This is a genomic window from Bradyrhizobium sp. 147 (assembly GCF_023073935.1).
In the GTDB taxonomy this organism is placed as follows: Bacteria; Pseudomonadota; Alphaproteobacteria; order Rhizobiales; family Xanthobacteraceae; genus Bradyrhizobium.
This window is the reverse complement of the sequence record NZ_JADPKL010000005.1, coordinates 1-25,501: the sequence shown is the minus strand read 5'-3', so window position 1 is coordinate 25,501 and position 25,501 is coordinate 1. Positions and strand designations below refer to the sequence as shown.

Sequence of the window (25,501 nt, the reverse complement as noted above, 5' to 3'; positions counted from 1 at the left end):
ATCTAGCCCACCGCCTTCGCCGCGGAGCGGCCGGCATTGCGCCCGGAGAACAGGCAGCCGCCGAGGAAGGTGCCTTCCAGCGAGCGGTAGCCGTGCACGCCGCCGCCGCCGAAGCCGGCGGCTTCGCCGACCGCATAAAGGCCGGGAATGACGCTGCCGTCCTCACCGAACACGCGCGACTCGAGATCGGTCTCGAAGCCGCCCAGCGTCTTGCGGGTGAGGATGTTGAGCTTCACCGCGATCAGCGGTCCATGCGCGGGATCCAGGATTCTGTGCGGGGAGGCGGTGCGGATCAGCTTGTCGCCGATATAGCGGCGCGCATTGTGGATGTTCATCACCTGCGCGTCCTTGACGTAAGGGTTGGCGATCTCTCGGTCGCGCGCTTCGATTTGCATCCTGATGTGCTCGAGCCTGACGAGATCGCTACCGGCAAGCTTGTTCATGGCCGCAACGAGCTCATCGAGCTTGTCGCGCACGATGAAGTCGACACCGTGGCTTTTGAACGCCTCCACCGGCCCCGGCGCGCCTTTGTTGGTGGCGCGGCGCAAGGTCATGCGCCAGCTCTTGCCGGTGAGGTCGGGGTTCTGCTCCGAGCCCGACAGCGCAAATTCCTTCTTGATGATGCTCTGCGTCAGGATGAACCAGGAATAATCGTAGCCCGTCGACATGATGTATTTGAGCTGGCCGAGCGTGTCGGAGCCCGGGAATAGTGGCGCCGGCAGCCGCGTGCCCGTGGCGTCGAACCACATCGAGGACGGGCCGGGCAGGATGCGGATGCCGTGGCGCGGCCAGATGGGTGACCAGTTCTGGATGCCCTCGACGTAATGCCACATGCGGTCGCGATTGATCAGCCGCGCGCCAGCCTTCTCCGTGATGCCGATCATGCGGCCGTCGACATGCTCGGGCACGCCCGAGATCATGAATTTCGGCGGCTCGCCGAGCCGCTTCGGCCAGTTCTGCCGCACCAGCTCATGATTGCCGCCGATGCCGCCGGAGGCGACGATCACCGCTTGCGCCTTCAGCGAGAACTCGCCGACGGCGTTGCGTGACGAGCTCTTGCCCCGCTCGATCGTATCGGGGGCGAGAACGGCGCCGCTGACGCCATCCACCGTGCCGTTGGTGATGGAGAGCGCATCGACGCGATGGCGGAATCGGAAGCTCAGCCGGGCGCTTTGGGCGGCTTCGCGCGCGCGGCGCTCGAATGGTTCGACGATGCCGGGGCCGGTGCCCCAGGTAACGTGGAAGCGCGGCACCGAATTGCCATGGCCCATTGCATCGTAGCCGCCGCGCTCGGCCCAGCCCACCACGGGGAAGATGCGATGGCCCATCGCCCGCAGCCAGCCGCGCTTCTCGCCGGCCGCGAACCCCACGTAAGCCTCGGCCCATTGCCGTGGCCAGAAGTCCTCGTCGCGGTCGAAGCCGGCGGCGCCGATCCAGTCCTGGAGCGCGAGCTCGTAGGAATCCTTGATGCCAAGTCGGCGCTGCTCCGGCGAATCGACCAGGAACAACCCGCCGAACGACCAGAACGCCTGGCCGCCGAGCGACTGCTCGCCCTCCTGGTCGACCACGATGACGCGCTTGCCCGCGTCCGCAATCTCCGTTGCGGCCACCAGTCCGGATAGTCCGGCTCCGACGACGATGACGTCCGTCTCTTCAGTCATGTGTCTCCCCCTCCTCGGGTTCCCCCCTGTAGTTGTCCGGATTGAAGCCAGCGGTTGCAACTGAGATCAAGGGTGTGGCCGGTAAGACATCATTAACTTGTTCCACTTTGGGATAGAGACCAGCCGAGTGCAGCGCGGACGCAACACTGGATTTGAATTTGTTTTGAGCAAGCCGGCGTGCCTAGACAAAACCGCAGACTCGACCGACGCTAGCCGCGCATCACCACCTGACACGCAGATTCGAATACGACTGGGGCGGGGGACAATGAAGGTTCTGACGGGGTTGCTTGCGGCGATTCTGCTGATCGCCGGCATGGGGGCTTCTCACGCGGTGGTTCGAATTGCGGATGACCGCGGCGGCAGGATCGGAACCTACGTCGACAAATACCAGGGCCTGCGGCAATCAGGCGAAACCGTCATTATCGACGGCCTCTGCGCGTCCGCCTGCACCATCGTGCTCGGCGCCATCCCACGCGACCGGATCTGCGTGACCTCGCACGCAACGCTCGGCTTCCATGCGGCGTGGGATTTCGGCAGGAACGGCCGCGCCATCACCAATCCAGAAGCTACCCAGATGCTCTATGCGATGTATCCCTCGCAGGTGAAGCGCTGGATCGCCCAGCGCGGCGGCCTCACCCCGCACATGCTCTTCCTGAGGGGCAAACAGCTCCAGGCCATGTACAAGCCCTGCTACCTGGACGCGCAGGCCTCGACCAATAAGCCGTCGTCAAGGTAGGCCCAACCTCTCCGGTTTTGGCAAACTTGCACCACGATTGAGGGGCTCTCCCGCTTGGCTTGCGGGAGTGGCGACCCTGCGGCAAGCTCGCGCTGCTACACGCTTATCGTGATCTCTGCCCCACCCCTGCGCTTGCCGGGTCGCGCGTCAGCGCCTATTTGAAAGGCAGGGAACCCTTCGCCCCGATCATGACCATGGTTCAACCACTGCACCCGGCCCATCCAGTATCGGACAATTCGCCCAATGCCGGCCGGATGCCGTCCGTGCTGCTGTGGGTGGGCGCGGGTCTCGGCGCGCTCGTCGTGGTCGCCGCCCTCACGCTCTGGTTTCACTACGGCACCCAGGTGTTCTTCGAAATGATCAGGACCGGTTTCGCCGCCTGCTTCTGATCTCGACAGGAAGTGTTCCGCCAATGAGCTCCATCGCCCGTCCGCTGGTGATCGCAACTGCCTTCGCCGCAAGCCTCATCGTCGGGCTCCTGATCATGTTCTGGGCCATGGGCGGGATGAGCAAGGTGGCGCAGCCGGCCGCGATCGGCGGCCCGTTCCAGCTCACCGATCAGAACGGCAAGACCGTCACCGACAAGAACATGAAGGGCAAGCCGACCCTGATCTTCTTCGGCTACACCCATTGCCCCGACGTCTGCCCGACCTCGCTGTTCGAGATCTCGGAAGTGCTGCGCGCGATGGGCAAGGATGCCGACAAGGTCAATGCCATCTTCATCTCGGTCGACCCCGAGCGCGACACGCCGGAAGCGATGAAGGACTATCTGTCGAGCTTCGATCCGCATCTCGAGGGCCTCTCCGGCGATCCCGCCGAGATCGCCAAGGTGATCACGTCCTACCGTGTCTACGCCAAGAAGGTCCCGACCAAGGACGGCGACTACACCATGGACCACACCGCGCTGATCTATCTGATGGACCGCGACGGCCGCTTCGTCTCGCCGTTCAATTTGAAGCGGACGCCGGACGAGGCGGCGGCAGAGCTGAAGCGGTATCTCTGAGAAGAGCGCGATCGCACCGCGACCTCACCTCCCGCCTGCGATGAAACACTCTCTCCTCCGCCTTCCCCGCACTGGGGGTAGGAGCGCACCGTCACCTTGTCCGCATTCCGCGCTCGCGTTCCGGGCCGAATGGTCTATAAGGCCCTCCGATCTCAACGATATCAGTTCATTTCCGGCCGATGACATCATCGCAACAGGCGAAATCGTCGAAATCTGCCCGTGGCTTGCTGCGCCGGCTGGCTATCGGCGGGTGCCTGCTCGCGGGCCTATCCGGCGCGAATGCCCAGACACCAGCCAAGCGGCCGCCCACCGCGCCCCAGGCCACGGCGCAAACCGCGCCCCAGGCCGCCCCCCAGGCCGTGCCCGGCTTTTGGGACCCGCGCCGCCGTCCGGAGCGGCCGGACCTCTCACGCCTGACCGTGATCCGTTTCCTGACCGAGACCGACTATCCGCCATTCAACTTCACCGGCGCCGACGGCAATCCGGCCGGCTTCAACGTCGACCTCGCCCGCGCATTGTGCGACGAGATCAAGGTGACCTGCACGGTGCAGATGCGCCGCTTCGAGACGCTGGTCGACGCGCTCACCTCTAACCGAGGCGATGCCATCATCGCCTCGATGGCGGTGAGCCCGCAGCTCCGCGCCCGCGTCGATTTCACCGATCCCTATTACCGGGTGCCGGCGCGTTTCGTCTCGCGCAAGGACGCGGTGATGCCGGAGATCCGGCCCGAATATCTCGAAGGCAAGAAGGTCGGCGTCATCGCCGGCTCCGCGCACGAAGCTTATCTCAAGGCGATGTTCACCGACGCCGAACTGCACGCCTATCCCAATGACGATGCGCTCCGCAGCGCCTTACGCAAGGGCGAGGTCGATTTCATCTTCGGCGATGCCATCTCGCTCGCGTTCTGGATCAACGGCACCGATTCCGGCGATTGCTGCGCTTTCTCCGGTGGCCCCTTCGTCGAGAGCCGCTTCTTCGGCGAGGGCATCGGCATCGCCGTGCGCAAGGGCAACGACGTGCTGCGCCAGGCCCTGAACTGGGCCTTGTTCCGCGTCTGGGAAAAAGGCCGCTACACCGATCTGTGGCTGCGGTATTTTTCGGTGAGCCCGTTTTAGGTTCTTCGCTGCGCTCAGATCCTCATCCTGAGCGCTTGCGTAGCAAGCCTCTCGACGGATGAAGGCCCCACTGATGGCCTCGCCCCTCAAGACGCGCGCGAACAGCGCGCTCCTCAGGGTGAGGTCTGATACTCGCTCACAAAATTGCATTCTGCCCGGAAATCGCTATTTTCCGCGGCCCGGAGGCCCTGATGTCCGTTATCGATCTTGCCGCGAACCCGAGCGACCTGCGTGCGCTCGCCGAACAATCCAACGCCTGGCCGTTCGAGCAGGCGAAGGCGATCGTCGCGCGGCTGAAGAAAAGCCCGAAGGACGAGGTGCTGTTCGAGACCGGCTACGGTCCCTCCGGCTTGCCGCATATCGGCACGTTCGGCGAGGTCGCGCGCACCTCGATGGTGCGCCATGCTTTCCGCGTGCTGACCGAGGACAAGATCAAGACGCGCCTGCTCGCCTTCTCCGACGACATGGATGGGTTTCGGAAGGTGCCCGACAACGTTCCCAACAAGGAGATGCTCACCGCGCATCTCGGCAAGCCGCTGACGCGGGTGCCGGATCCGTTCTCCAACGAGCACCCCTCGTTCGGACACCACAACAATGCGCGCCTGCGCGCCTTCCTCGACCATTTCGGTTTCGACTACGAGTTCGCGAGCTCGACCGATTACTACACATCGGGCCGCTTCGATGCGACGCTGCTTAAGATGCTGGCCGCCTACGACAAGATCATGGCGATCATCCTGCCGACGCTCGGGCCCGACCGCCGCGCCACCTATTCGCCATTCCTGCCGATCAGCAAGACGACAGGCGTGGTGCTGCAGGTGCCGATGATCCGGCGCGATGTCGCGGCCGGCACGGTGACCTATGTCGATCCTGACACCAACCAGGAAATCGAAACGCCGGTCACCGGCGGCAACGTCAAGTGTCAGTGGAAGGCCGATTGGGCGATGCGCTGGGTCGCGCTCGGCGTCGACTACGAGATGGCCGGCAAGGACCTCATCGATTCCGTGAAGCTGTCCGGCGCGATCGCCAGGGCGCTTGGCGCCACGCCGCCGGAAGGCTTCAACTACGAGCTGTTCCTCGACGAGAAGGGCCAGAAGATCTCGAAGTCGAAGGGCAACGGCCTCACCATCGACGAATGGCTGCGCTACGCCTCGCCGGAATCGCTGTCGCTGTTCATGTACCGTGAGCCGAAGGCGGCCAAGCGGCTCTATTTCGACGTCATCCCGCGCAATGTCGACGATTACCAGCAATTCATCGACGGTTTTGCCAAACAGGACGCCAAGCAGCAGCTCGGCAATCCGGTCTGGCACATTCATAATGGCCATCCGCCGAAGGGCGACATGCCCGTCACCTTCCAGCTCCTGTTGACGTTGGTGTCGTCGTCGAACGCGGAGAATGCCGAGACGCTGTGGGGTTTTATTGGCCGCTACCGTCCCGGCGTGAGCCCGCAGACGCATCCGAAGCTCGATGCCATGGTCGGCTATGCCATCAACTACTACCGCGACTTCGTCGCGCCCACGAAGCAATTTCGGGTGCCGACTGATAGCGAGCGCGCCGCGCTACAGGACCTGCGCGATGCGCTGTCGCAACTGCCGCAGGACGCCTCGGCCGAGGACATCCAGAACGTCGTCTACGAGGTCGGCCGCCGCGAGCCGTTCCTCGATCAGGTCAAGAAGGGCAAAGATGGCCGTCCCGGCGTCACGCTCGATTGGTTCAACATGCTCTACCAGGTGCTGCTCGGTCAGGAGAAGGGCCCGCGCTTCGGCTCCTTCGTCGCGGTCTACGGCATCCAGAACGCGGTCAACATGATCGACGGCGCGCTGGCGCGGAGTGCGTAAGTCGTAGTCCCGATTGCTTGTACTTGATGTTGCCGAGCATCAAGGGGCTGCTTTTGGCGAAGTTGAGCTGGATCGTATGCCCGTGGTTGACGATGGTGTCGGCGCGCTTGCCCCAGTTCAGCAGACGGGCAATTGCGAGAGGGACGGTGAGTCGCAAGGTCGCGGCGAAACGCGGCGTGGGTGATGTCATCGCCTGGTCACCACGCCAGGCGGGGCGCAATCACTGGCTGGCCCAGACGATCCGCGCCATCCAGGCGACATCGCTCACCGCGATCGTCCGCTCCGCCTGTGACGCATCGAACGGCTGCAAGTCCAGCACCTTTGCCGTGCGGCGCTTCAGCGTCGCCACCGTCACCTCGCCCGCTTTGGTCTTCACCACCACGCGATCGCCTTTGCGGATCGGCGTGACGGGCGAGACCAGGATGACGTCGCCATCGCGATAGGCAGGCTGGAGCGCATCGCCGGAAATCTCCAGCGCGAAGGCGTGGCCGTTCTCGGGGGTGGGAAGCGCGATTTCGGTCCAGCCCTTGCCGGATGGAAGGCCGGACTCGTCGAATGCGCCGCTCGCACCGGCGAGTGCGAAGCTGAGCAGCGGCACCGAGTGAGGCTCGCCGGCGTCCCCGTCGATCAGCCTCGCAAAGCTGTCGATCGAGGCGCCGGCCGCCGCCAACGCCTTCGCGATCGATTCCGTCGAGGGCCAACGCTCGCGGCCGTCGGAGGTGACGCGTTTGGACCTGTTGAAGGTGGTGGGATCGAGCCCCGCGCGCTTGGCAAGGCCGGATGGCGAAAGCCCGGCGCGCGCCGCCAGCCGATCCAGCGCGACCCAGATCTGGTCGTGAGTCAGCATCCTCTGCGCTTTGGCCTGTTTGACCATCGAAGCAACTCAGGAAAACTGTCCTCAAATCAAACCGGTTTTCCGTTTTTCGCGCAAGGGGTGGTGGGCAGAAGCGTTTTCAAGCGAAGTGGGTACCGGTTCGCGTCAAGAAGACGCGTCAAAACAAGAATCTAGAGCCCCGTTCCGATTTCATCGGAACGGAAAGGCTCTAGGTCTTGAGTTCGGAAGGGGGCGCCTTTACGGTCGCGGCCGGGTTTTGAGGACCCGCGACAGACGAAAAATCCCAAAAGACTCAAAGAGCAAACAGGACTGCGGTAGCGGTGGTCAAGATCTACAAAATCTGTCCGGCCTCGGCCTGGCGCGAGGCGGAACGGCAGGGTGTCTACCGTGGCAGCGCCGATGATGCGCGCGACGGTTTCATCCATTTCTCGACCGCCGCCCAGGTTCCCGAGACCCTGCGCAAGCATTATGTCGGGCAGCGCGCGCTGTTCCTGGTCGAGGTCGACGGCGATGCGCTCGGCAGCGAATTGCGCTGGGAGCGATCGCGCAATGACGAGCTGTTTCCGCACCTCTATGGCGAGCTCGATCTCGGTGCGGTGATCGCGGTGATGAACCTCAACATCCGTTCCGACGGGGGTCACGATGTTCCGGAGCTTGCCCCGTGATCCGCGCTTTCGACGCGTTTTCGCTGCCGGTGCTGCGCTGGCTCGACCCGGAGGATGCGCATCGCCTCGCGATCCAGGGCCTGCGCTTCTTGCCACCGGTGAAGCCGCGCCTTGATGATCCCAAGCTCGCGGTGCGCGCCTTCGGGCTCAACTTCCCCAATCCGATCGGCATGGCCGCGGGCTTCGACAAAAGCGCCGAGGTGCCGGATGCGCTGCTGCGGCTCGGCTTCGGCTTCGTCGAGATCGGCTCGGTGACGCCGAAGCCGCAAAGCGGCAACCCGCGGCCGCGGCTGTTCCGGCTGGAGCGCGACGAGGCCGTCATCAACCGCATGGGCTTCAACAATGACGGCGCGGACATCGCCTTGCGCCGGCTCGCGGCGCGCGCAGCGCACGGCGGCATCGTCGGCGTCAATGTCGGCGCCAACAAGGATTCACCCGATCGCGTCGGCGACTACGTCAAGCTGATCGAGACCTTTGCGCCGGTCGCGAGCTATTTCACCGTCAACGTCTCCTCCCCGAACACACCGGGTCTGCGCAATTTGCAGGAAGGCGCACTGCTAGACGATCTTCTCGCACGCGTGATCGACGCGCGCGAACGGGTGCGCCAGAAGGCCGGCGACACGCCGGTGCTGCTCAAGATCGCGCCTGATCTCAGCCTTGCTCAGCTCGACGATGTCGTGCAGGTGGCGCGCTCGCGCCGGGTCGACGGCATGATCGTGTCGAACACGACCATCGCGCGACCGAGCACGCTGCGTGAGGAGATGCGGGCCAGGGAGCAGGGCGGTCTGTCCGGACGACCGCTATTTCGCCTGTCGACCCGTATGGTCGCGGAGACCTATGTGCGGGTCGAGGGCGCATTTCCCCTGATCGGCGTTGGTGGCGTCGATTCGGGCGGGGCCGCGCTGACCAAGATCCGCGCCGGTGCCAGCTTGATCCAGCTCTATTCGTCGCTGGTCTACAAGGGGCTCGGCCTGGTCGACGAGATCAAGCGCGACCTGACTTCGACGCTGCTCCGCACCGGGCAGGATTCGCTCTCCGAGATCGTCGGCGCGGATGCGGCGACGCTCACGGCGGAAGATTGGCCGGGGATGTAAGGTGGATTCCGCGCAGCGCGCCGCCTTGTGCGGTGCGCTGCTGATCGGGGCCCACAGGGTCCCGGCTCTGCGCAGCAGCGTATCACGCTGCAGCGCGTCCGGGACACGAACATCTCGGCTACGATCTTTCTACGGCTTCGAAAACGTCGCCCTGAACTGCGCCGGATAGCGCACGGCCTGCAAGCCGCCGCGCGAGACGTAGGAGGCCATCAGGGCGCTCCACAGTCCGGCATTGCCGAACGATTGCAGCGCCCACCAGGTGCCGAGGAAGATCGCGAGCGAGGCCAGCATCAAATTGCGCATCTCGCGCGCCCAAGTCGCGCCGATATAGATGCCGTCGAACCCGAAGGCGAAGACGCCGGGTAGGGGCGCGAGTACGACGAACGGCAGGAAGTCCCGCGCGGTACGGCGGACGTCTTCGCTCGCCGTCATGAAATCGATCAGGGCCGGCCCGAACAGCGCGAACAGCACCGCGACGACGATTGCAAAGCCGAGCCCCCACAGCAGCACCAGCCGGGTCGAATCGGCAAATCCCTTGGCATCGCGTGCGCCAAGGGTACGGCCGCAGAGCTGCTGGGCCGCGTTGGCGAGACCGTCGAGGAAGAAGGCGCTGACCAGCAGGAAGTTGTTGAGCACGGAGTTGGCGGCCAGCATGACGTCGCCGGCCTGTGCGCCCTTGGCGGTGAAGAACAGGAACACGGCGATCAGCGCTGCGGTGCGGATCAGGATGTCTGAATTCACCGCCAGCATGCGCAGGAGCTTCTCGCGGTCGAGCAGCGTAGCGTACGGGACGGCAAAGCCGCCGTCGGCAAAATAGCGGCAGACGATCACGCCAAGGGCGAACCCGACGGCTTCCGACAACAGCGCGGCGCTCGCGGCGCCGGCGATGCCGGTGTCATAGACCAGCACCAGCAGGATCGTCGCCGCCATGTTGACGAGATTGATGACGACCTGAAGCAACAGAGCCGAATTGGCGCGGGCCTGGCCGATCAGCCAGCCGAGGATGACGTAATTGGCGAGCGCGAACGGCGACGACCAGATCCGGATCTCGAAGTACGTCTTCGCGGCCTGCGTCACGCCCTCGCTGCCGCCCATGAGGTCGAACAGCACCGCGGCCAGCGGCAGTTGCAGTGCGATCAGCGCGGCGCCGATCAGGCCAGCAACGATGAAACCGCGCGCCAGGATCGCGGTCGGCTCGCGCGCATCACCCGCGCCCAGCGATTGCGCGGTGAAGGCGAGCGTGCTCATGCGCAGGAAGCCGAACAGCCAGAACAGGCAGTCGAAAATCACTGACGCGATCGCGACGCCGCCGAGCAGCGCCGCATCGTCGAGCCGTCCGATCGCCGTGGTCGAGACCACGCCGATCAGCGGCGTGGTGAGGTTCGCGACCATCGCAGGGCCGGCGATGGCGAACACCTGGCGGGAACCGATCCTGGGGTGAACGGGCGCGTGCATGTCAGAACACGAGCACCATGCCGTCTTCGGCGGCGAGATGCTCGATGTCGTCCAGGCGCGACAGCATGTCGTCGCTCATATGGGTGAGGACGAGGCGCTTTGCGCCGATCGCGGGCAGATGCTGTTCCAAGGTCTTCAGGCTGAGATGGTTCTTGACCGCCTTCTCGTACATATAGGCTTCGGCAATGAAAAGATCCGCGTCATGCGCCAGCGGAATGAGCGTCTCCGTCCATTCGGTATCGGCGCTGTAGGCGAGCGTGCGGCCCTCAGCCTCGACGCGATAGGCCAGGAATGGCCCGCCGGATTGGCCGTGCACGACCGGGTAGGGCGTCACTGTCACTTCGCCGAAGCTTTGGCTTTGCCGAGGCGCGAGTTCGACGACGGAGAGCTCGAAACGTTGTTCTGTCTTCGAGGAGTGCTCGAACAGCGCTTCCATCACCTGCGTCAGTCGCATCTCGATGCCTTGCGGGCCCGCAATCGTCAGCGGCCGCGTCCGCCGCGAGAATTGGGCGTCGAGCAGGAAGAATGGCAGCCCGGCGAAATGATCGCCGTGGAAATGCGTGATGAGAATGAGATCGATGTCATTGCGCTCGATCTCCAGCCGTTTCAGGGCCGGCAGAGCCGACGCGCCGCAATCGATCAGGAAATTGGTCTCGCGCCCCGAGATGTGGAAGCAGGTGTTGAGCCTGCCACCGGAGCCGAAGGCGTCACCGCAGCCGACAAAGCGTAGTTGCATCGGCTGCGGGCCCCTAAATCCTTACCTGCCGCGCGGCGCGCCGAACACGCGCGACAGCAGCCAGATCGGAATAACGATGACCGCGCCCAGCAGGAAGTAGCGCCACAGCCAGTTCACGGCATCGAAGCCGAGATCCCACAGCCGCTGGAATAACAGGCGGATGCTGGTGATGATATTCCAGGGGTCGAAGCCGATCGCGGCCAGCACGACGCCGACCAGGATCGAGAGCAGGACCAGCCGAAACGCGACCGCCAGCGGCGTGCCGCCGAGAAAGCGGTTCAGGCCATCGCTGCGGCCAGCCGGCAAATCTCTGACGTCGTGGGCCATCGCAAGAAACTCCTCAACGGGGATTCGCCCCGATTATAGGTCACCGCGGGGCACATGGGGAACCCGCAACGGTGCGTCAATCAGCTTACCGCATTTTAATTCGGGCAGCGCCAGGGCCACGATTTGGGCGCGCCGCCCGCCGCGGGCGCGGTGCAAACCTCTTCCGCTTGCGGGAGAGGTCGGCGCGTAGCACCGGGAGATGGCTCTATCCTCCCAGGCAATCCCAATGCGGAGACACCCTCTCCCCAACCCTCTCCCGCAAGCGCCCGCAAGCGGGAGAGGGAGCGCACCTCTGCCTCGGCGAGAAACGAGCCTCGATTCAGCGCGCTTTCACGCCTCGATCTCCGCCGCCTCCACCTTCAGCATCCTTTCCAACGTTTCCAGCCGGTCGGCCTCGCGCGGCGGCTTGTCCCAGCGCAAGCGGCTGATGCGGGGAAAGCGCATGGCGACGCCGGATTTGTGCCGCGGCGAGCGCTGGAGCCCTTCGAAAGCGACCTCCAGCACCAGCCCCTTGTCCGGCTCGTGCACGACATGGCGAACGGGGCCGAATTTTTCGGTGGTGTTGCGGCGGACGAAGCGGTCGATCTGCAACAGCTCCTCGTCGGTGAAGCCGAAATAGGCTTTCCCGACCGGCACCAGCTCGTCGCCGCCATCGCCTGCGGTCCAGACGCCAAACGTGTAGTCGGAATAATAGGACGAGCGCTTGCCATGACCGCGCTGCGCATACATCAGCACGGCGTCGATGATGTGCGGGTCGCGCTTCCACTTCCACCATTGTCCCTTCGGCCGCCCCGGCATATAGGGCGCATCGCGCCGCTTCAGCATCACGCCTTCGACCGCGTCCGCATCTTCGCCCGCGCCGGCGCTGGCAGGATCGGCGCGCGCAGCGGTCAGCGCCTCCCAGCTTGCGAACGGAATGGTGGGCGACAGGTCGATGCGGGGATCGTCAAGCTTTGCGATGAAGCTCTCCAGCCGCTCACGCCGTTCCGCGAACGGCAGCTCGCGCAGATCGTTCTCGTCGTCGCCCAACAAATCGTAGGCACGCAAGTGGATCGGAAATTCTTTGATCAACTTCGGCGAGACCACCTTGCGGTTCAGCCGCTGTTGCAGGACGTTGAAACTCTGCACGCGGCCCTCACGCAGGATCAGCAGCTCGCCGTCGATGGCGCCGGGCAAGCGCAGCGCCGGCACGAGGTCGGGAAAACTTCCCGTAATGTCCTCGCCGGTGCGCGAGTAGAGGCGCGCCGTGATGTCGCCGCGATCATCGCGCCCTGCCACCGCCTGCACGCGGATGCCGTCCCATTTCCATTCGGCGATGTAATCGGCGGGATCGAGTGCGGCGAAATCCGTGTCCTCGATCGCATGCGCCAACATCACGGGCCGAAACGGCGCCGGATCGCGATTGACCGGCTTTTCGGCGCGCCCCTCGAGCCACGCGAAGAGGTCGAGATACGGCGGGGCGAGCCCCGGCCAGATCAGCTCGATCTCGTGCGGATCCTTGTCACCGAGCGCCGCTACCGCGGTCTTGGCAAGACGCGCGGAGATGCCGATGCGAAGCCCACCGGTGACGAGCTTCAGCAGTGCCCAGCGGCCGGTCTCATCGAGCTCGTCAAGCCAGCGTTCGAGTTGCCTTGGCAGCTCGGTCTTGCCGAGCGTGCGCAGTGTGGTGACGACTTCGGTGAGGCTCGGCGGGGGTGGGTTGTTGTGGGCGGCGAGCGCGGCCTTCGGCCACATCAGCGCCACCGTCTCGGAGAGATCGCCGACGTAATCGTAGCTCAACCCGAACAGCACCTCATCCGTGCGCGAGGCAATCAAATCGCGGATCAGGGCCGGCTTGGCGTGCTTGAAGCTCAGCGCGCCGGTCAGCGCGGCCAGCGCGTAGCCGCGGTCGGGATCGCCGACCTCGCGAAAATAGCCGGTGATCAGCCGCAGCTTGTTGTTGCGGCCGGGCTCGTAGGCGAGACGGTCCAGAAGCTCGGCGAAGCGGTTCATGCCTCCGCCTCGCCTTCAATTGGCGTCTCGCTCTCCTCCTCGTCGCCATAGCCGACGAGATCAAGCGGCCGCGCCTTCAGGCCCTTGCTTTGGCACCAATGCACCAGCGCGTCTTCCTGGCCGTGGGTGACCCAGATCTCGCCGGCACCTGTCGCACCGATCGTGGAGGTGAGGCCATCCCAGTCGGCATGGTCGGAGATCACCAGCGGCAGCTCGACGCCGCGCTGCCGCGCTCGGGCGCGCACGCGCATCCACCCGGAGGCGAAGGCGGTGAGGGGATCGGGGAAGCGCCGTGTCCAGAGATCGGACGTTGCCGACGGCGGTGCCAGCGTGATGGTGCCGGCGAGCGCCGCTTTCTTCACGCCTTTCGCGGGCCTGAGCTCGCCGAGTTCGATGCCGCGGCTCTGATAGTAATGCGTGATCGTCTCCATCGCGCCATGTAGGTAGATCGGCGCGTCGTAGCCGGCTTGGCGCAAGAGCGCGATCACGCGCTGGGCCTTGCCGAGCGAATAGGCGCCGACGAGATGCGCGCGCTCCGGAAACAGTGCGACGGAGGCGAGCAGCTTCTTCACCTCGTCGGCGGCGTCGCCATGACGGAATACCGGCAGCCCGAAGGTCGCCTCAGTAATGAAAACGTCGCAGGGCACGAGCTCGAACGGCGGGCAGGTCGGATCGGGTGCGTCCTTGTAATCGCCGGAGGCGACGATGCAGGTGTCTTTGCAGGTCACCGCGATCTGCGCCGAGCCCAAGACGTGTCCGGCCGGGTGAAATTTGACGGTGACGTCGCCGAGCCGGATCTCCTCGCCATAGCGGATCGCTTGCGTCGAGCCTGCAAATTGATCGCCATAGCGCAGCCGCATCATGTCGAGCGTTTCCTGCGTCGCCAGCACCGCGCCATGGCCGGCGCGGGCATGATCGGAATGGCCGTGGGTGATCACCGCCCGCTCAACCGGGCGCACGGGGTCGATATGGAAGCCGCCGGGCTTGCAGCACAGGCCGGCAGCAACTGGCAGCAGGATGTCTTGCGGGCGCATGGAGACGATATAGGAGGCAGGCGCCCCGAATTCATCTGTCATGCGCGGGCTTGCCGTCTCCGCAAGGCTTCGCCGGCCCGGCGGCGTAAAAGCCCGCCGAAGCCAATGAGCGGAGGCTTGACCCGCGCATCCATCCACTTAAACAGTCTTTTTTTTGATGGATTGCCGGGTCCGCCGGCAATGACGAGCCGAGTTCCTATGCCCCTGCGCTTGTTCCTGACCTCCGGCGATCTCATGGCCGACCGCCGCTTCGAGTTCGCGCGCGACCTCCAACTCAAGGGCGATCTGGCCGCGGCCGCGGACCTGCTGGAGCAGGCGATCGAGCTCGCGCCGAACTTCACCTCGGCCTGGTTCACCCTCGGTGAAATCCGTCAGCAGCTCGGCGAGCGCGACAAGGCCATCGCGGCGTTTCGTGAAGCGCTCAGGTCCGATCCCGCGGATCAGCACGGCGCCGGCCTGCATCTGATGCGGCTCGGTGACGCCGAGATGGCGGAGATGCCGAAGGCCTATGTGCAGGCCCTGTTCGGTCAATATGCGCCGCGCTTCGAGCACACGCTGATCAACGATCTCGGCTATCGCGCCCCGAGCCTGATCTTCAAGGCGGTGCTGGCCTCACGCGCGGCCGCCAAGAAGCCCGCTTTCTTCAAGCGCACCATCGATCTCGGCTGCGGCACCGGGCTCGCGGCCGCCGCCTTCGCCAAGCAGGTCGATCATTTCGTCGGCATCGATCTGTCGGCCGGCATGATCAAGCAGGCGCGCGCCACCAATCTCTATGCCGAGCTCGAAGTCGCCGACATGATCGAAGGCCTGCGCGGCAAGAGTGATGCGAGCGCGAACCTCGTCGTCGCCGCCGATGCCTTCGTCTATCTCTCTGATCTTGCGCCGGTGCTCACCGAGGCAAAACGCGTGCTCGCAGCCGGCGGCGTGTTGGCCTTCACGCTGGAGACGCATGACGGCAGCGGTATCGTGCTCGGCGAAGGCCTGCGCTATGCCCATTCCGCGGAATATGTGCGCGGCGCCATCGCGAAAGCCGGGCTCAAGCTGCTGACACTGGAGCCGGCCTCGCCGCGCAACGAGAACAACGAGCCGGTGCGCGGCCTCGTTGTCGTTGCCGAGAAAACTTGAGTCTAGGCGCTAATCGCCGGGCGATTTGAGCGTCATTGCGTCGCAAAGCTGCGACTTCCCACTTGCGAGCCGCGCGGCGGTGCCAGCACAATGCGCGCACAGGGAGAAACAAACATGACCAAGAATCCATCGCGGCGCGACTTCAGCGCCGCCGCGCTCGCCACAATCGCCGCATCCACTTTGCCTGCGCCCTATGTCTGGGCCGCGGAGAAGAAATACGATGCGGGCGCCAGCGATACCGAGATCAAGATCGGGCAGACCGTGCCGCATTCCGGCCCCGGCTCGCTCTACGGCGTGCTCGGCCGTATTGGCGAGGCTTATTTCCAGATGCTGAACGAGAAAGGCGGCATCAACGGGCGCAAGATCAAGTTCCTCACCATGGACGATGCCTACAGCGCGCCGAAATGCGTCGAGGCGACGCGGCGCCTGGTCGAGCAGGAGGAGGTGCTGGCGCTCTACGGCTCGCTCGGCACCGCGCCGCAGACCGCCGTGCACAAATACCTGAACTCCAAGGGCGTGCCGCAGCTCCTGCTCAACACCGGCGCGTCGAAATGGAATAACCCGAAAGAGTTCAAATGGACCATGGCGGGCCTGCCGCTCTATCCGACCGAGGCGCGCATCCTGGCCCGGCACGTCGTCAGCGTGAAGCCGAACGCCAAGATCGGCATCCTCTACCAGAACGACGATTTCGGCCGCGACTTCCTGGGTCCCTTCAAGAAGGTGCTGACTGACGCCGGCGGCACCGCGCAGGTGATCATGGAGCAGACCTACGATCTCACCGAGCCGACTGTCGATTCCCAGCTCATCAACCTGTCGAAGTCGGGCGCCGATGTCTTCTACAACATCTCCACTGGCAAGGCGTCGTCGCAGTCGATTCGGAAAGTAGCCGAGCTCGGCTGGAAGCCGCTGCAACTGCTGTCGGCCGGCTCGACCGGCCGCTCCATCCTCAGCGCCGCGGGCCTCGAGAACGCCGCCGGCATCGTCGCCATCCGCTACAACAAGGAGGTCGGTCTGCCGAAATGGGAGAAGGACCCCGACGTGATGGCGTTCGAGGAGCTGCGCAAGAAATACACGCCGGCGATCGATCCCGACAACACCATTGCCTTCGCCGGCTACGGCCAGGCGGTGACCATGGGCGAGATCCTGCGCCGCTGCGGCGACGAGCTCACACGCGCCAACGTGCTGAAGCAGGCATCAAACCTCAACGGTTTCCACTCGCCCTATTTCCTCGACGGCGTCACCTACAGTTACACGCCCGAGAATTACACGCCAATGAAGACGCTGTTCATCTCGACGTTCACCGGCAAGGACTGGGACATCTCCGACAAGCCGATGTCGGAGTAGGTCTGTTTTCTTCCCTTCTCCCCTTGTGGGAGAAGGTGGCGCGAAGCGCCGGATGAGGGGTCCTCTCCGCGTTCTCGAGAGAGAATGACGTGCTGAGAGAAACCCCTCACCCGTCTCGCCGCTAGCGCGGCGATCCACCCTCTCCCACAAGGGGCTACCGTATTCACACATCTCTGTCGGAGCCATTCGCCGATTAAGCCCAAAAAGTGAGTCATCCGAGTCACTTGTCTCGATTCTGCAGCGCGTGAGCGTCCAAAACCTGGCTTTTGCTAACTCATTGAAGATGATTCCATTTTCGAGATGTGTGAATCTGGTAGCCCACAAGGGGAGAGGGGACAGCGGTGTCCCGCCATTGGCAGCACTGCACCCCTCGACGAACCCGCGCGCACGGCTTACCTCTTATGCCGTGCCGCCCCGCATCCTCAAATCCCCGGCCGAGCCGCCTGCGCTGCTGCCGGACCGCTTCAACGCGTGGTTCGCAGCCCGCGGCTGGTCGCCGCGCGCCCATCAATTGGCGCTCTTGGAGAAGGCACGCGAGGACCGCTCGGCGCTGCTGATCGCGCCGACCGGTGCCGGCAAGACGCTGGCGGGATTTCTGCCGACGCTGGTGGAGTTGTCTTCTGATGCAGCTCGGCGGGAGGCTAGCGCGAAGAAGAGCCTCGTCTCCACCGGACGCAGCCTGCAGCGCAGCGGCGGTCTCCACACGCTCTACATCTCGCCGCTGAAAGCGCTCGCCGTCGACATCGCGCGCAATCTGGAGCGGCCGATCGCCGAGATGGCGCTGCCGATCAAAGTCGAGACCCGCACCGGCGACACGCCGGTGTCGCGCCGGCAGCGGCAGCGGCGCTACCCGCCTGACGTTCTGCTGACCACGCCCGAGCAGCTTGCGCTGTTGCTGTCCTCCGACGACGCGCCATTCCTGTTCTCCTCCTTGAAGCGCATCGTGCTCGACGAGCTGCATGCGCTGGTGACGTCGAAGCGTGGCGATTTGCTCTCACTCGGGCTGGCGCGGCTATGGCGGCTGGCGCCGCAGCTGCGTGCGATCGGCCTGTCGGCGACTGTCGCCGAACCGGAGCAGCTCGCGCGCTTCCTGGTGCCGCAGCCCGAAGGCAGGGAAGCTGCCGCCGACATCGTCGTCGCCGGTGGCGCCGCGCCGCCTTTGGTCGAGATGCTGGATACGCGCGAGCGATTGCCCTGGGCCGGTCACAGCGCGCGGCACGCGCTCCCTGAGATCTACGAGCTGATCAAGGCGAACAAGACCACGCTGGTTTTCGTCAACACCCGCAGCCAGGCCGAGATGCTGTTCCAGAATCTCTGGAGCATGAACGATGACGGCCTCGCCATCGCCCTGCATCACGGCTCGCTGGACGTCGCCCAGCGCCGCAAGGTCGAGGACGCGATGTCGACGGGCAGGCTGCGTGGCGTGGTCTGCACCTCCTCGCTCGACCTCGGCGTCGACTGGGGCGACGTCGATCTCGTCGTTAATATCGGCGCTCCCAAGGGATCCTCGCGCCTGATGCAGCGCATCGGCCGCGCCAACCACCGCCTCGACGAAGCCTCGCGCGCGGTGCTGGTGCCCGCCAACCGCTTCGAGGTGCTGGAGTGCCGCGTCGCGATCGATGCCATTGCGGAGAATGCGCAGGACACGCCGCCGCTGCGCACTGGCGCGCTCGATGTGCTCGCCCAGCACGTGCTCGGCTGCGCCTGCGCCGAACCGTTCTTCAGCGACGAGCTCTACGGCGAGGTTCGCACCGCCGCGCCCTACGCAAACCTGTCGCGGCAGGATTTCGACGACGTGGTCGATTTCGTCGCTTCCGGCGGCTATGCGCTGAAGACCTATGAGCGCTTCGCCCGTATCAAGCAGGACAAGGAAGGGCGCTGGCGCGTCGCCAACCCAAAAGTGCGGCAGAGCTACCGCATGAATGTCGGCACTATCGTCGAGGACGACATGCTGAAGGTGCGGCTGGTGCGCTCGCGCGGCGGTCAAGGAACAGCAGGCGGCTCGACAGGGGTGATCGCGCGCGGCGGCAGGCTGCTTGGCGAGATTGAGGAAGCCTTCATCGAGGGCTTGAGCCCCGGCGACACCTTCGTGTTCAGCGGCGAGGTGGTGCGCTACGAGACCCTGGTCGAGGACCAGGTTTATGTCTCGCGCGCGCATGACAAGGATCCGAAGGTGCCGTCCTATATGGGCGGCAAATTCCCGCTCTCGACCTATCTCGCCGAGCGCGTGCGCCGGCTGCTCGATGACGGGCGCGCATGGGCTGGCTTGCCCGAGCAGGTGCGCGATTGGCTGTCGCTGCAAAAGGATGTCTCCCGCGTGCCCGCGGTGCGCGAGCTCCTGGTCGAGAGCTTTCCACGCGCCAACAAGCATTATCTCGTCTGTTATCCGTTCGAGGGCCGTCTCGCGCACCAGACCCTCGGCATGCTGCTGACGCGTCGTCTCGAACGCGCCCGCGCCCGGCCGCTCGGCTTCGTTGCCAACGAATATGCGATCGCGGTCTGGGCGCTTGGCGACATGTCGTTCATGATCCGGGACGGCCGGATCGATCTCGATGCCCTGTTCGACCCCGACATGCTCGGCGACGATCTCGAAGCCTGGCTGGCCGAATCGGCGCTCATGAAGCGCACCTTCCGCAATTGCGCGATCATCTCCGGCCTGATCGCGCGACGCCATACCGGCGAAGAGAAAAGCCGCCGCCAGGTGCTGTTCTCCACCGATCTGGTCTACGACGTGCTGCGCAAGCACCAGGCCGATCACGTGCTCTTGCGCGCCGCCCGCGCCGATGCCGCCACCGGCCTGCTCGACCTGCGCCGTCTCAGCGACATGCTGATGCGTATTCAGGGCCGGATCACGCTTCGGGAACTCGACCGCGTTTCTCCGCTCGCCGTCCCCGTGATGCTGGAAATCGGCCGCGAGTCAGTTTATGGCGAAGCTGGCGACGAGCTGTTGGCCGAAGCCGCCGACGAGCTGGTCAAAGAGGCGATGGGATAAGAGCAGGTTCGGACGTGACGGCAGGCGCGCAGGTTTCAGGAGATGTCGAGGACATGCGCGTTTCGAAGGTTACCATCAGCGGTGTGACGTTCGCGGCCGACCTCGCCGGTGCATTGTTCTGGGAGGAGCAGCGCCTGCTCGTCGTCTCCGACCTGCATCTGGAAAAAGGCTCCAGCTTCGCCACCCGCGGCGTGCTGCTGCCGCCCTACGACACGCTGGCGACGCTCAGCCGCCTTGCTGCTGTCATGTCCCGCCATGATCCACGCATTGTCATCGCGCTCGGCGACAGTTTTCACGACCGCACCGCGCATGAGCGTTTGTCGCCGGAAGATCGCGAAGCTGTCGCCGCACTCCAGACCGGCCGCGACTGGATCTGGATCTCGGGCAATCACGATCCCATGCTGCCGCGTGATCTCGGCGGCACCGTCGCCGACGAAGTCGCGATTGGCCCGATCGCCTTCCGCCACGAGCCGACCGGCGCAAGCGGCGAGATTGCCGGCCATCTGCATCCGAAGGCCCGCGTCTCCACCCGCGGCCGCTCGATGGAGCGCCGCTGCTTTGCCAGCGACGGGATGCGCGCCGTGATGCCGGCCTTCGGCGCCTATACCGGCGGCCTCAGCATTCGCGATGCCGCCTTCGCAAAGGTCTTTCCGACCAACGGCTTTGTCGCCCATCTGCTCGGCGACCGCCGCGTCCACGCGATCGCCGCGTCGCGGTGTTATTAGGCCGCCTTCGCCTGCACATCATCGCAGAACTCGGCGAGCCGATCGGCCAGCCGCAGCGTCGCGGGGCTGGCGCCGGGCGCGGCCATCAATGCCACCTCCGTGCGGTTGATCGGCGCAAAGCCGTCCTTGGCGGTCAGCACGCGGTGGTCGGACTGGATGGCCATCTCCGACAGGATGCTCAGCCCCATGCCGGCGGCGACCGCGGCCTGGATGCCGGCGAGACTGGATGACGTGTAGGCGGTGTGCCAGGCGCGGCCCGCGCTTTCCAGCGCGTGGATGGCGCCGGCGCGATAGATGCAGCCGAGCGGAAACCCGATCAGCGGCACCGAGGGCACGTTGACGTCGACCGGATGGCTCTTGCTGGTGACCCAGTGCACCCGCTCGGGCCACACCGCGATGGCGTCCTTGGCGCCGGCCTCGCGCTTGTACAGCGCAAGATCGAGTTCGCCGCGTTCGAGATCGCGGGCCAGATGCTTGCTCTGGTCGGCGCGCACGTCGAGCCGCAGGCGCGGATGCGAGCGTGAGAACGCACCCAGCAGTTTCGCCAGTCGGTACGCCGCGAAATCCTCGGGAATGCCGAGCCGGATCGCGCCTTCGCCCTCGGGCTGGCGCAGCACGTCGCGCGCCTCCTCGGCCAGCGAGAGCAGCCGCCGCGCGTAGGACAGCAGCCGCTCGCCGGCCTCCGTGGGGCGGACATCTTTGCCGTCGCGGTGCAGCAGCACCTGGCCGACGTCCTCCTCCAGCCGCTTGATCTGCTGGCTCACGGTCGACTGCGTGCGGTGAACGCGCTCGCCGGCGCGGGTGAAGCCGCCGGCCTCGACCACCGAGACGAAGCTGCGCAGCAGCTCGAGATCGAGCATGCCGGCCTCCATTCGAAAATCCACTGAATTGAAGTTAATCATTTAATTTCCAAATGGCAAGCTGCGTTCTTAGATCGAGGGCTCAGGAGAATGTCATGTCGCTCGCCCCATCGATCGCCGTCCCCCGCAGCCGTTTCAATCCGCTGCCGCTCTATATCGGCCTGTTCTGCCTGCTCTGGAGCTACGCCTTCGTCGCCGGCAAGATCGGCGTCACCTATTGCCCGCCGCTGATCCTGCTCGCCGCGCGCTTCTCGCTCGCCGGCGTTCTGATCCTGGGCGCGACCTGGATCCGCGGCGACGGCTGGTCGCTGTCCTGGCGCGACGCCGCGATCTTCGCCGTGCTCGGCATCGCCAACAACGCGCTCTATCTCGGCCTCGGCTATACCGGCCTGCAATCGGTCTCCGCCGGCCTCGGCGGGCTGATCGTCTCGGCCAATCCGGTGTTCACGGCTGCGCTCGCCGCGCTGCTGCTCGACGAAGGCATGACCTGGCGCAAGGCGGCGGGCCTGCTGCTCGGCATCATCGGCGTCACCTTCATCGTCTGGCATCGTTTGTCGGTCGGCACCGACAGCCTGCACGGCATCCTGTTCACGCTGGCCTCACTGGCCTCGATCGTCGCCGGCACCATTCTGTTCAAGCTGCTGGCGCCGAAGGGCTCGTTGTGGATCGGCAACGGCATCCAGAATCTCGCCGCCGGCATCGTGCTGGCGCCGGTCGCGCTCACCTTCGCCGACGTTCACGCGATCGTGGTCACCCCGAGCCTGATCGGGGCCTTTGCCTTCCTCGTGCTCGGCGGCTCGATCCTCGCCTACCTGCTCTGGTTTCATCTCCTGAAAGTGTGTGGCGCCACCGCCGCCAGCGCCTATCATTTCCTGATGCCGCCACTGGGCATGCTGTTCGCGTTCCTCGTGCTCGGCGAGCATGTCGAGGCCCGCGATTTGCTCGGGATCATTCCAGTCGCGCTCGGCATCTATCTGGTGACGCGTCCTGCAAAGCCCGTCTCGTAAACAGGAGTTCATCATGCCCGTTTCCATCACCCTGATCGGCGGCCCCACAGCGCTGATCGAGATCGACGGCTTTCGCCTGCTCACCGATCCCACCTTCGATGCGCCCGGTGCCTATCAACTGCCGCATGTGAAGCTGGAGAAGACGATCGGACCTGCCGTCAGGCCTGACGCAATCGGTCCGATCGACGCCGTGTTGCTCAGCCACGACCAACACTCCGACAATCTCGACAATTCCGGCCGTGAATATCTCTTCAAGGTCAAGCGCGTGCTGACGACCGAAGCCGGCGCAAAGCGCCTCGGCGGCCATGTCGAGGGCCTTGCGCCCTGGAGCGCCGCGCATCTCAGGGACGGCGACGGCAATGCGCTGACCATCACCGCAACGCCCGCGCGCCATGGCCCGGCCGGCATCGAGCCCCTGTCCGGCGACGTCATCGGATTCGTGGTGTCGTCGAGCCGGAAGGACACACGTCCGGTCTATATCAGCGGCGACACCACCTGGTTCGACGGCGTCGCCGAAGTCGCGCGCCGCTTCAAATGCGGTGTGGTGCTGCCCTTCGCAGGCGCGGCGCAAACGCGCGGACCGTTCCATCTCACCATGGACACCAACGACACCATCGAGACCGCGCGTGCCTTTCCCGAGGCAACGATCGTGCCGCTGCACACCGAAGGCTGGGCGCATTTCCGCCAGGGCAGCGAGGATCTGCGCAAGACCTTCGACGTGCTCGGCTTCGGGACGCGCTTGCGCCTGCTGGAGCCAGGCGTGCCGACGGTGATCGAGGCGCCGTAGTCTCAAACTGTCATGCCCCGCCACCGGGTCTCGCCTCCGGCGAGCCCGATGACAGGCTCCGGCGGGGCATCCAGTACGCCGCAGCAGTTGTCGTGAGAGCGAGACACCTAACGCCGGTCTCTGGAATACTGGATCGCCGGTCAAGCCGGGCGATGACGAGCGGCGAGAGCGGCGCGCCCAACTGCCCCTCAATCCTTCCGAAACACGATCGACGCCATCCAGCCCGTCATCAGCGCCATCGCTGCGGTGGCGAGGCCATAGAGAAGCCCATGTTGTCGCGCGCTGGTGGCGACGAACTGCTCGAAGCCGACCTTGACGATCTCGAACGCGGTCTCGGTTTTGCCAATGAACGCACCGTTCGCAAACAGCTTGATCTCCACCTCATAGGTGCCGATCGGTACCTCCGCCGGCAGCGGAATGCCGGTGCGGAACAGCGTCGGCGTCAGGAATGTCACCGCGCTCGCATCCTCGCGATAGAGCCCGTCCTGGGTGCGCAGGCGGATGAAGGCGGAGCGGAACGCATCGTTCGGCACCACGTCGGCATAGTCGCCGCTGACCCGCTGGGTCAGCAGCACGTTGTTGAGCCCGATCTGCTGCCGCCGCGCGATTTCGGGCGAGGTGATCACATCGAAGGGGCGGTTGGCGAACAGCGCCAGATAGCTCGGCACCTCCAGGAATTGCCGGTAGTCGGTGTTGATCCAGATGCCGAAGGTGCGCTCCTTGCGCCGCGTCACCATGTCGGCGCGCGGGCCCAGCACGGTGACGACGAGATCGTAACTCGTGCGATCGGCCGCGGTCGTCGCATCCTTTTCGACCGAGCCGAACAGCACCAGCTCCTCGCCTGAATAATTCGGCGTCACGGTGACGCGGTGGTTGGAGACCGACACGATCAGCCGCTCGGCGCGCGCGCCGCCGACGAGCAGCAGGACGAGAAGCAGTGCGACAATCGCGCGCGTCATCCGCTCACTCCCAGCTCACGGATGGTGAAGAGGTCCGCAGGTTGGATCACCAGCTCGATCGCGAAGCGGATGCCGACCGAGAGGATCAAAAGGCCGAGCAGCAGCCGCAGCTGCTCGCCGCGGATCTTCTGGCCGGCGCGGGCGCCGAACTGCGCGCCGGTGACGCCGCCGACCATCAGGATCAGCGCCAGCACGGCGTCGACGAGGTGATTGGTCACCGCGTGCAGCATGGTCGCGAACAGCATCGTGACCAGCGTGAGGACCATCGAGGTGCCGATCACGGTCGAGGTCGGCACCCGCAACAGATAGATCATGATCGGCACCAGGATGAAGCCGCCGCCGATGCCCATGATGGCGCCGATGAAGCCGATCATGATGCCGACGACCACGACGGGAATCACCGAGAGGTAGATCTTCGAGCGCTTGAACCGCATCTTCAGCGGCAGGCCGTGGATCCAGTTGTGCGTCCGGCGTGGCGGCACCGCGCCGCGTCGGGTCCGCATCAGGGCGCGCAGGCCCTCGGAGAACATCAGGCTGCCGACGGTGCTGAGCAGCACGACGTAAGAGAGCGCGATCATCAAGTCGAGCTGGCCGAGCGCACGGAGCTGGGTGAAGGTCCACACGCCGAGCGCCGTGCCGGTCACGCCGCCGCAGAGCAGGACGCTCGCAAGTGCCGGATCAATCGCGCGCCGCCGCCAATAGGACAGTGCGCCGGAAAAGGAGGAGGCCGCGATGTGGCTCGCGACGGAGGCGACCGCGACCGCCGGCGTGATGCCGATGAAGATCAGCAGCGGCGTCATCAGGAAGCCGCCGCCGATCCCGAACATGCCGGACACGAAGCCGACCGCGGCGCCCATCGCGAGCACCAGGAAGACGTTGACCGGAAGATCGGCGATCGGAAGGTAGAGCTGCATTGAACCACGCGCCGGGCGGGACGGATCGATTGCCGCGGAATGCTCGAGGGAAGGTCGGAAACGATTGCCGCGCCCCTCCATAGCGGAATTCGCCGGCGTGCGGGACCGGGAATTTCGCGCGTGGTGAATGGGCATGACGAGAGCGTGGTGATATCCGCGATCGTCGCCATAATGGAGATGCGCTCCCTCCCCCGCCTGCGGGCAGGGGAATCGCATATGGATTTCTCTGGCCTATTGCATTGGAGAGCAAGAGAGATTCTGAAGACGACTCCCAGAGCATGGAGGGGGTCGGATGCGGAG

General features: G+C 65.1%; 23 protein-coding genes. 13 read left to right on the top strand and 10 right to left on the bottom strand.

From position 1 onward, the window contains the following. Positions 1-2: 2 nt before the first annotated feature. Positions 3-1,661 (bottom strand): FAD-binding dehydrogenase, encoded by a 1,659-nt coding sequence (locus tag IVA87_RS00795; RefSeq protein WP_247307807.1) that lies wholly within the window; start codon positions 1,659-1,661, stop codon positions 3-5. Between the two features lie 265 nt (positions 1,662-1,926). On the opposite strand from IVA87_RS00795, the gene IVA87_RS00790 reads away from it, so the two are divergent. The 5 genes from IVA87_RS00790 (at position 1,927) to IVA87_RS00770 (ending at position 6,350) form a co-directional block, all read left to right on the top strand. After that, complete coding sequence (locus IVA87_RS00790) at positions 1,927-2,397, top strand: hypothetical protein (protein WP_247307809.1); 471 nt, start codon at positions 1,927-1,929, stop codon at positions 2,395-2,397. Positions 2,398-2,591: 194 nt separating this feature from the next. After that, positions 2,592-2,786 (top strand): hypothetical protein, encoded by a 195-nt coding sequence (locus IVA87_RS00785; RefSeq protein ID WP_247332360.1) that lies wholly within the window; start codon positions 2,592-2,594, stop codon positions 2,784-2,786. Between the two features lie 23 nt (positions 2,787-2,809). Beyond that, on the top strand, positions 2,810-3,400 hold the full coding sequence (locus IVA87_RS00780; RefSeq protein ID WP_247307814.1) for an SCO family protein: 591 nt from the start codon (positions 2,810-2,812) through the stop codon (positions 3,398-3,400). A 179-nt stretch (positions 3,401-3,579) separates the two neighbouring features. Next, a complete protein-coding gene (locus tag IVA87_RS00775) occupies positions 3,580-4,515 on the top strand; it encodes a transporter substrate-binding domain-containing protein (RefSeq protein WP_247307817.1) in 936 nt (311 codons plus the stop codon). Between the two features lie 191 nt (positions 4,516-4,706). Then, positions 4,707-6,350: a lysine--tRNA ligase gene (locus IVA87_RS00770; protein ID WP_247307819.1), complete on the top strand. Its 1,644-nt coding sequence runs from the start codon at positions 4,707-4,709 to the stop codon at positions 6,348-6,350. Between the two features lie 220 nt (positions 6,351-6,570). Here the strand turns inward: IVA87_RS00770 and IVA87_RS00765 are convergent, their stop codons facing one another. Then, entirely contained in the window at positions 6,571-7,224 is a 654-nt protein-coding gene (locus IVA87_RS00765; protein WP_247307821.1) for a helix-turn-helix transcriptional regulator, read from the bottom strand. 281 nt (positions 7,225-7,505) lie between these two features. Here IVA87_RS00765 and IVA87_RS00760 point away from each other — a divergent pair, with 281 nt between their 5' ends. Beyond that, a complete protein-coding gene (locus IVA87_RS00760; RefSeq protein WP_247307823.1) occupies positions 7,506-7,850 on the top strand; it encodes a DUF952 domain-containing protein in 345 nt (114 codons plus the stop codon). Then, positions 7,847-8,944 (top strand): quinone-dependent dihydroorotate dehydrogenase, encoded by a 1,098-nt coding sequence (locus IVA87_RS00755; RefSeq protein ID WP_247332357.1) that lies wholly within the window; start codon positions 7,847-7,849, stop codon positions 8,942-8,944. Before IVA87_RS00760 ends, IVA87_RS00755 begins: the two co-directional genes overlap by 4 nt. 129 nt (positions 8,945-9,073) lie before the next feature. Here the strand turns inward: IVA87_RS00755 and IVA87_RS00750 are convergent, their stop codons facing one another. The 5 genes from IVA87_RS00750 to IVA87_RS00730 form a co-directional block, all read right to left on the bottom strand. Next, positions 9,074-10,399 (bottom strand): MATE family efflux transporter, encoded by a 1,326-nt coding sequence (locus tag IVA87_RS00750; protein ID WP_247332355.1) that lies wholly within the window; start codon positions 10,397-10,399, stop codon positions 9,074-9,076. Position 10,400: 1 nt separating this feature from the next. Then, complete coding sequence (locus IVA87_RS00745; RefSeq protein ID WP_247307827.1) at positions 10,401-11,135, bottom strand: MBL fold metallo-hydrolase; 735 nt, start codon at positions 11,133-11,135, stop codon at positions 10,401-10,403. Positions 11,136-11,156: 21 nt separating this feature from the next. Further along, a complete protein-coding gene (locus IVA87_RS00740) occupies positions 11,157-11,462 on the bottom strand; it encodes a DUF6460 domain-containing protein (RefSeq protein ID WP_247307829.1) in 306 nt (101 codons plus the stop codon). A 330-nt stretch (positions 11,463-11,792) separates the two neighbouring features. Then, positions 11,793-13,454 (bottom strand): cisplatin damage response ATP-dependent DNA ligase, encoded by a 1,662-nt coding sequence (locus IVA87_RS00735; RefSeq protein ID WP_247332352.1) that lies wholly within the window; start codon positions 13,452-13,454, stop codon positions 11,793-11,795. Continuing rightward, positions 13,451-14,488 carry a ligase-associated DNA damage response exonuclease gene (locus tag IVA87_RS00730; protein WP_247308157.1) on the bottom strand — a complete coding sequence of 346 codons (1,038 nt, stop codon included), beginning with the start codon at positions 14,486-14,488 and terminating at the stop codon, positions 13,451-13,453. The genes IVA87_RS00735 and IVA87_RS00730 overlap by 4 nt, the downstream gene beginning before the upstream one ends. A gap of 198 nt (positions 14,489-14,686) precedes the next feature. Between IVA87_RS00730 and IVA87_RS00725 the strand changes: the two genes are divergently transcribed. From IVA87_RS00725 to pdeM, 4 genes are all read left to right on the top strand, one after another. After that, positions 14,687-15,613, top strand: coding sequence for a methyltransferase domain-containing protein (locus IVA87_RS00725; RefSeq protein ID WP_247332349.1), 927 nt, complete (start codon positions 14,687-14,689; stop codon positions 15,611-15,613). Positions 15,614-15,727: 114 nt separating this feature from the next. Next, positions 15,728-16,957: an ABC transporter substrate-binding protein gene (locus IVA87_RS00720; protein WP_247307835.1), complete on the top strand. Its 1,230-nt coding sequence runs from the start codon at positions 15,728-15,730 to the stop codon at positions 16,955-16,957. 406 nt (positions 16,958-17,363) lie between these two features. Then, positions 17,364-19,949: a ligase-associated DNA damage response DEXH box helicase gene (locus IVA87_RS00715; protein ID WP_247332413.1), complete on the top strand. Its 2,586-nt coding sequence runs from the start codon at positions 17,364-17,366 to the stop codon at positions 19,947-19,949. Positions 19,950-20,002: 53 nt separating this feature from the next. Continuing rightward, entirely contained in the window at positions 20,003-20,674 is a 672-nt protein-coding gene (gene pdeM / locus IVA87_RS00710; RefSeq protein ID WP_247307838.1) for a ligase-associated DNA damage response endonuclease PdeM, read from the top strand. Here pdeM and IVA87_RS00705 read toward each other — a convergent pair. Then, complete coding sequence (locus IVA87_RS00705) at positions 20,671-21,534, bottom strand: LysR substrate-binding domain-containing protein (RefSeq protein WP_247307839.1); 864 nt, start codon at positions 21,532-21,534, stop codon at positions 20,671-20,673. The genes pdeM and IVA87_RS00705 overlap by 4 nt on opposite strands. Before the next feature lie 95 nt (positions 21,535-21,629). Between IVA87_RS00705 and IVA87_RS00700 the strand changes: the two genes are divergently transcribed. After that, positions 21,630-22,541: a DMT family transporter gene (locus tag IVA87_RS00700; protein ID WP_247307842.1), complete on the top strand. Its 912-nt coding sequence runs from the start codon at positions 21,630-21,632 to the stop codon at positions 22,539-22,541. A gap of 13 nt (positions 22,542-22,554) precedes the next feature. Continuing rightward, positions 22,555-23,328 carry an MBL fold metallo-hydrolase gene (locus IVA87_RS00695; RefSeq protein ID WP_247307845.1) on the top strand — a complete coding sequence of 258 codons (774 nt, stop codon included), beginning with the start codon at positions 22,555-22,557 and terminating at the stop codon, positions 23,326-23,328. A gap of 188 nt (positions 23,329-23,516) precedes the next feature. Here IVA87_RS00695 and IVA87_RS00690 read toward each other — a convergent pair whose 3' ends face one another. Together IVA87_RS00690 and IVA87_RS00685 are read right to left on the bottom strand one after the other, a co-directional pair. Continuing rightward, complete coding sequence (locus tag IVA87_RS00690) at positions 23,517-24,287, bottom strand: TIGR02186 family protein (RefSeq protein WP_247332347.1); 771 nt, start codon at positions 24,285-24,287, stop codon at positions 23,517-23,519. Beyond that, positions 24,284-25,201, bottom strand: coding sequence for a sulfite exporter TauE/SafE family protein (locus tag IVA87_RS00685; RefSeq protein WP_247307851.1), 918 nt, complete (start codon positions 25,199-25,201; stop codon positions 24,284-24,286). The genes IVA87_RS00690 and IVA87_RS00685 overlap by 4 nt, the downstream gene beginning before the upstream one ends. Positions 25,202-25,501 lie beyond the last annotated feature (300 nt).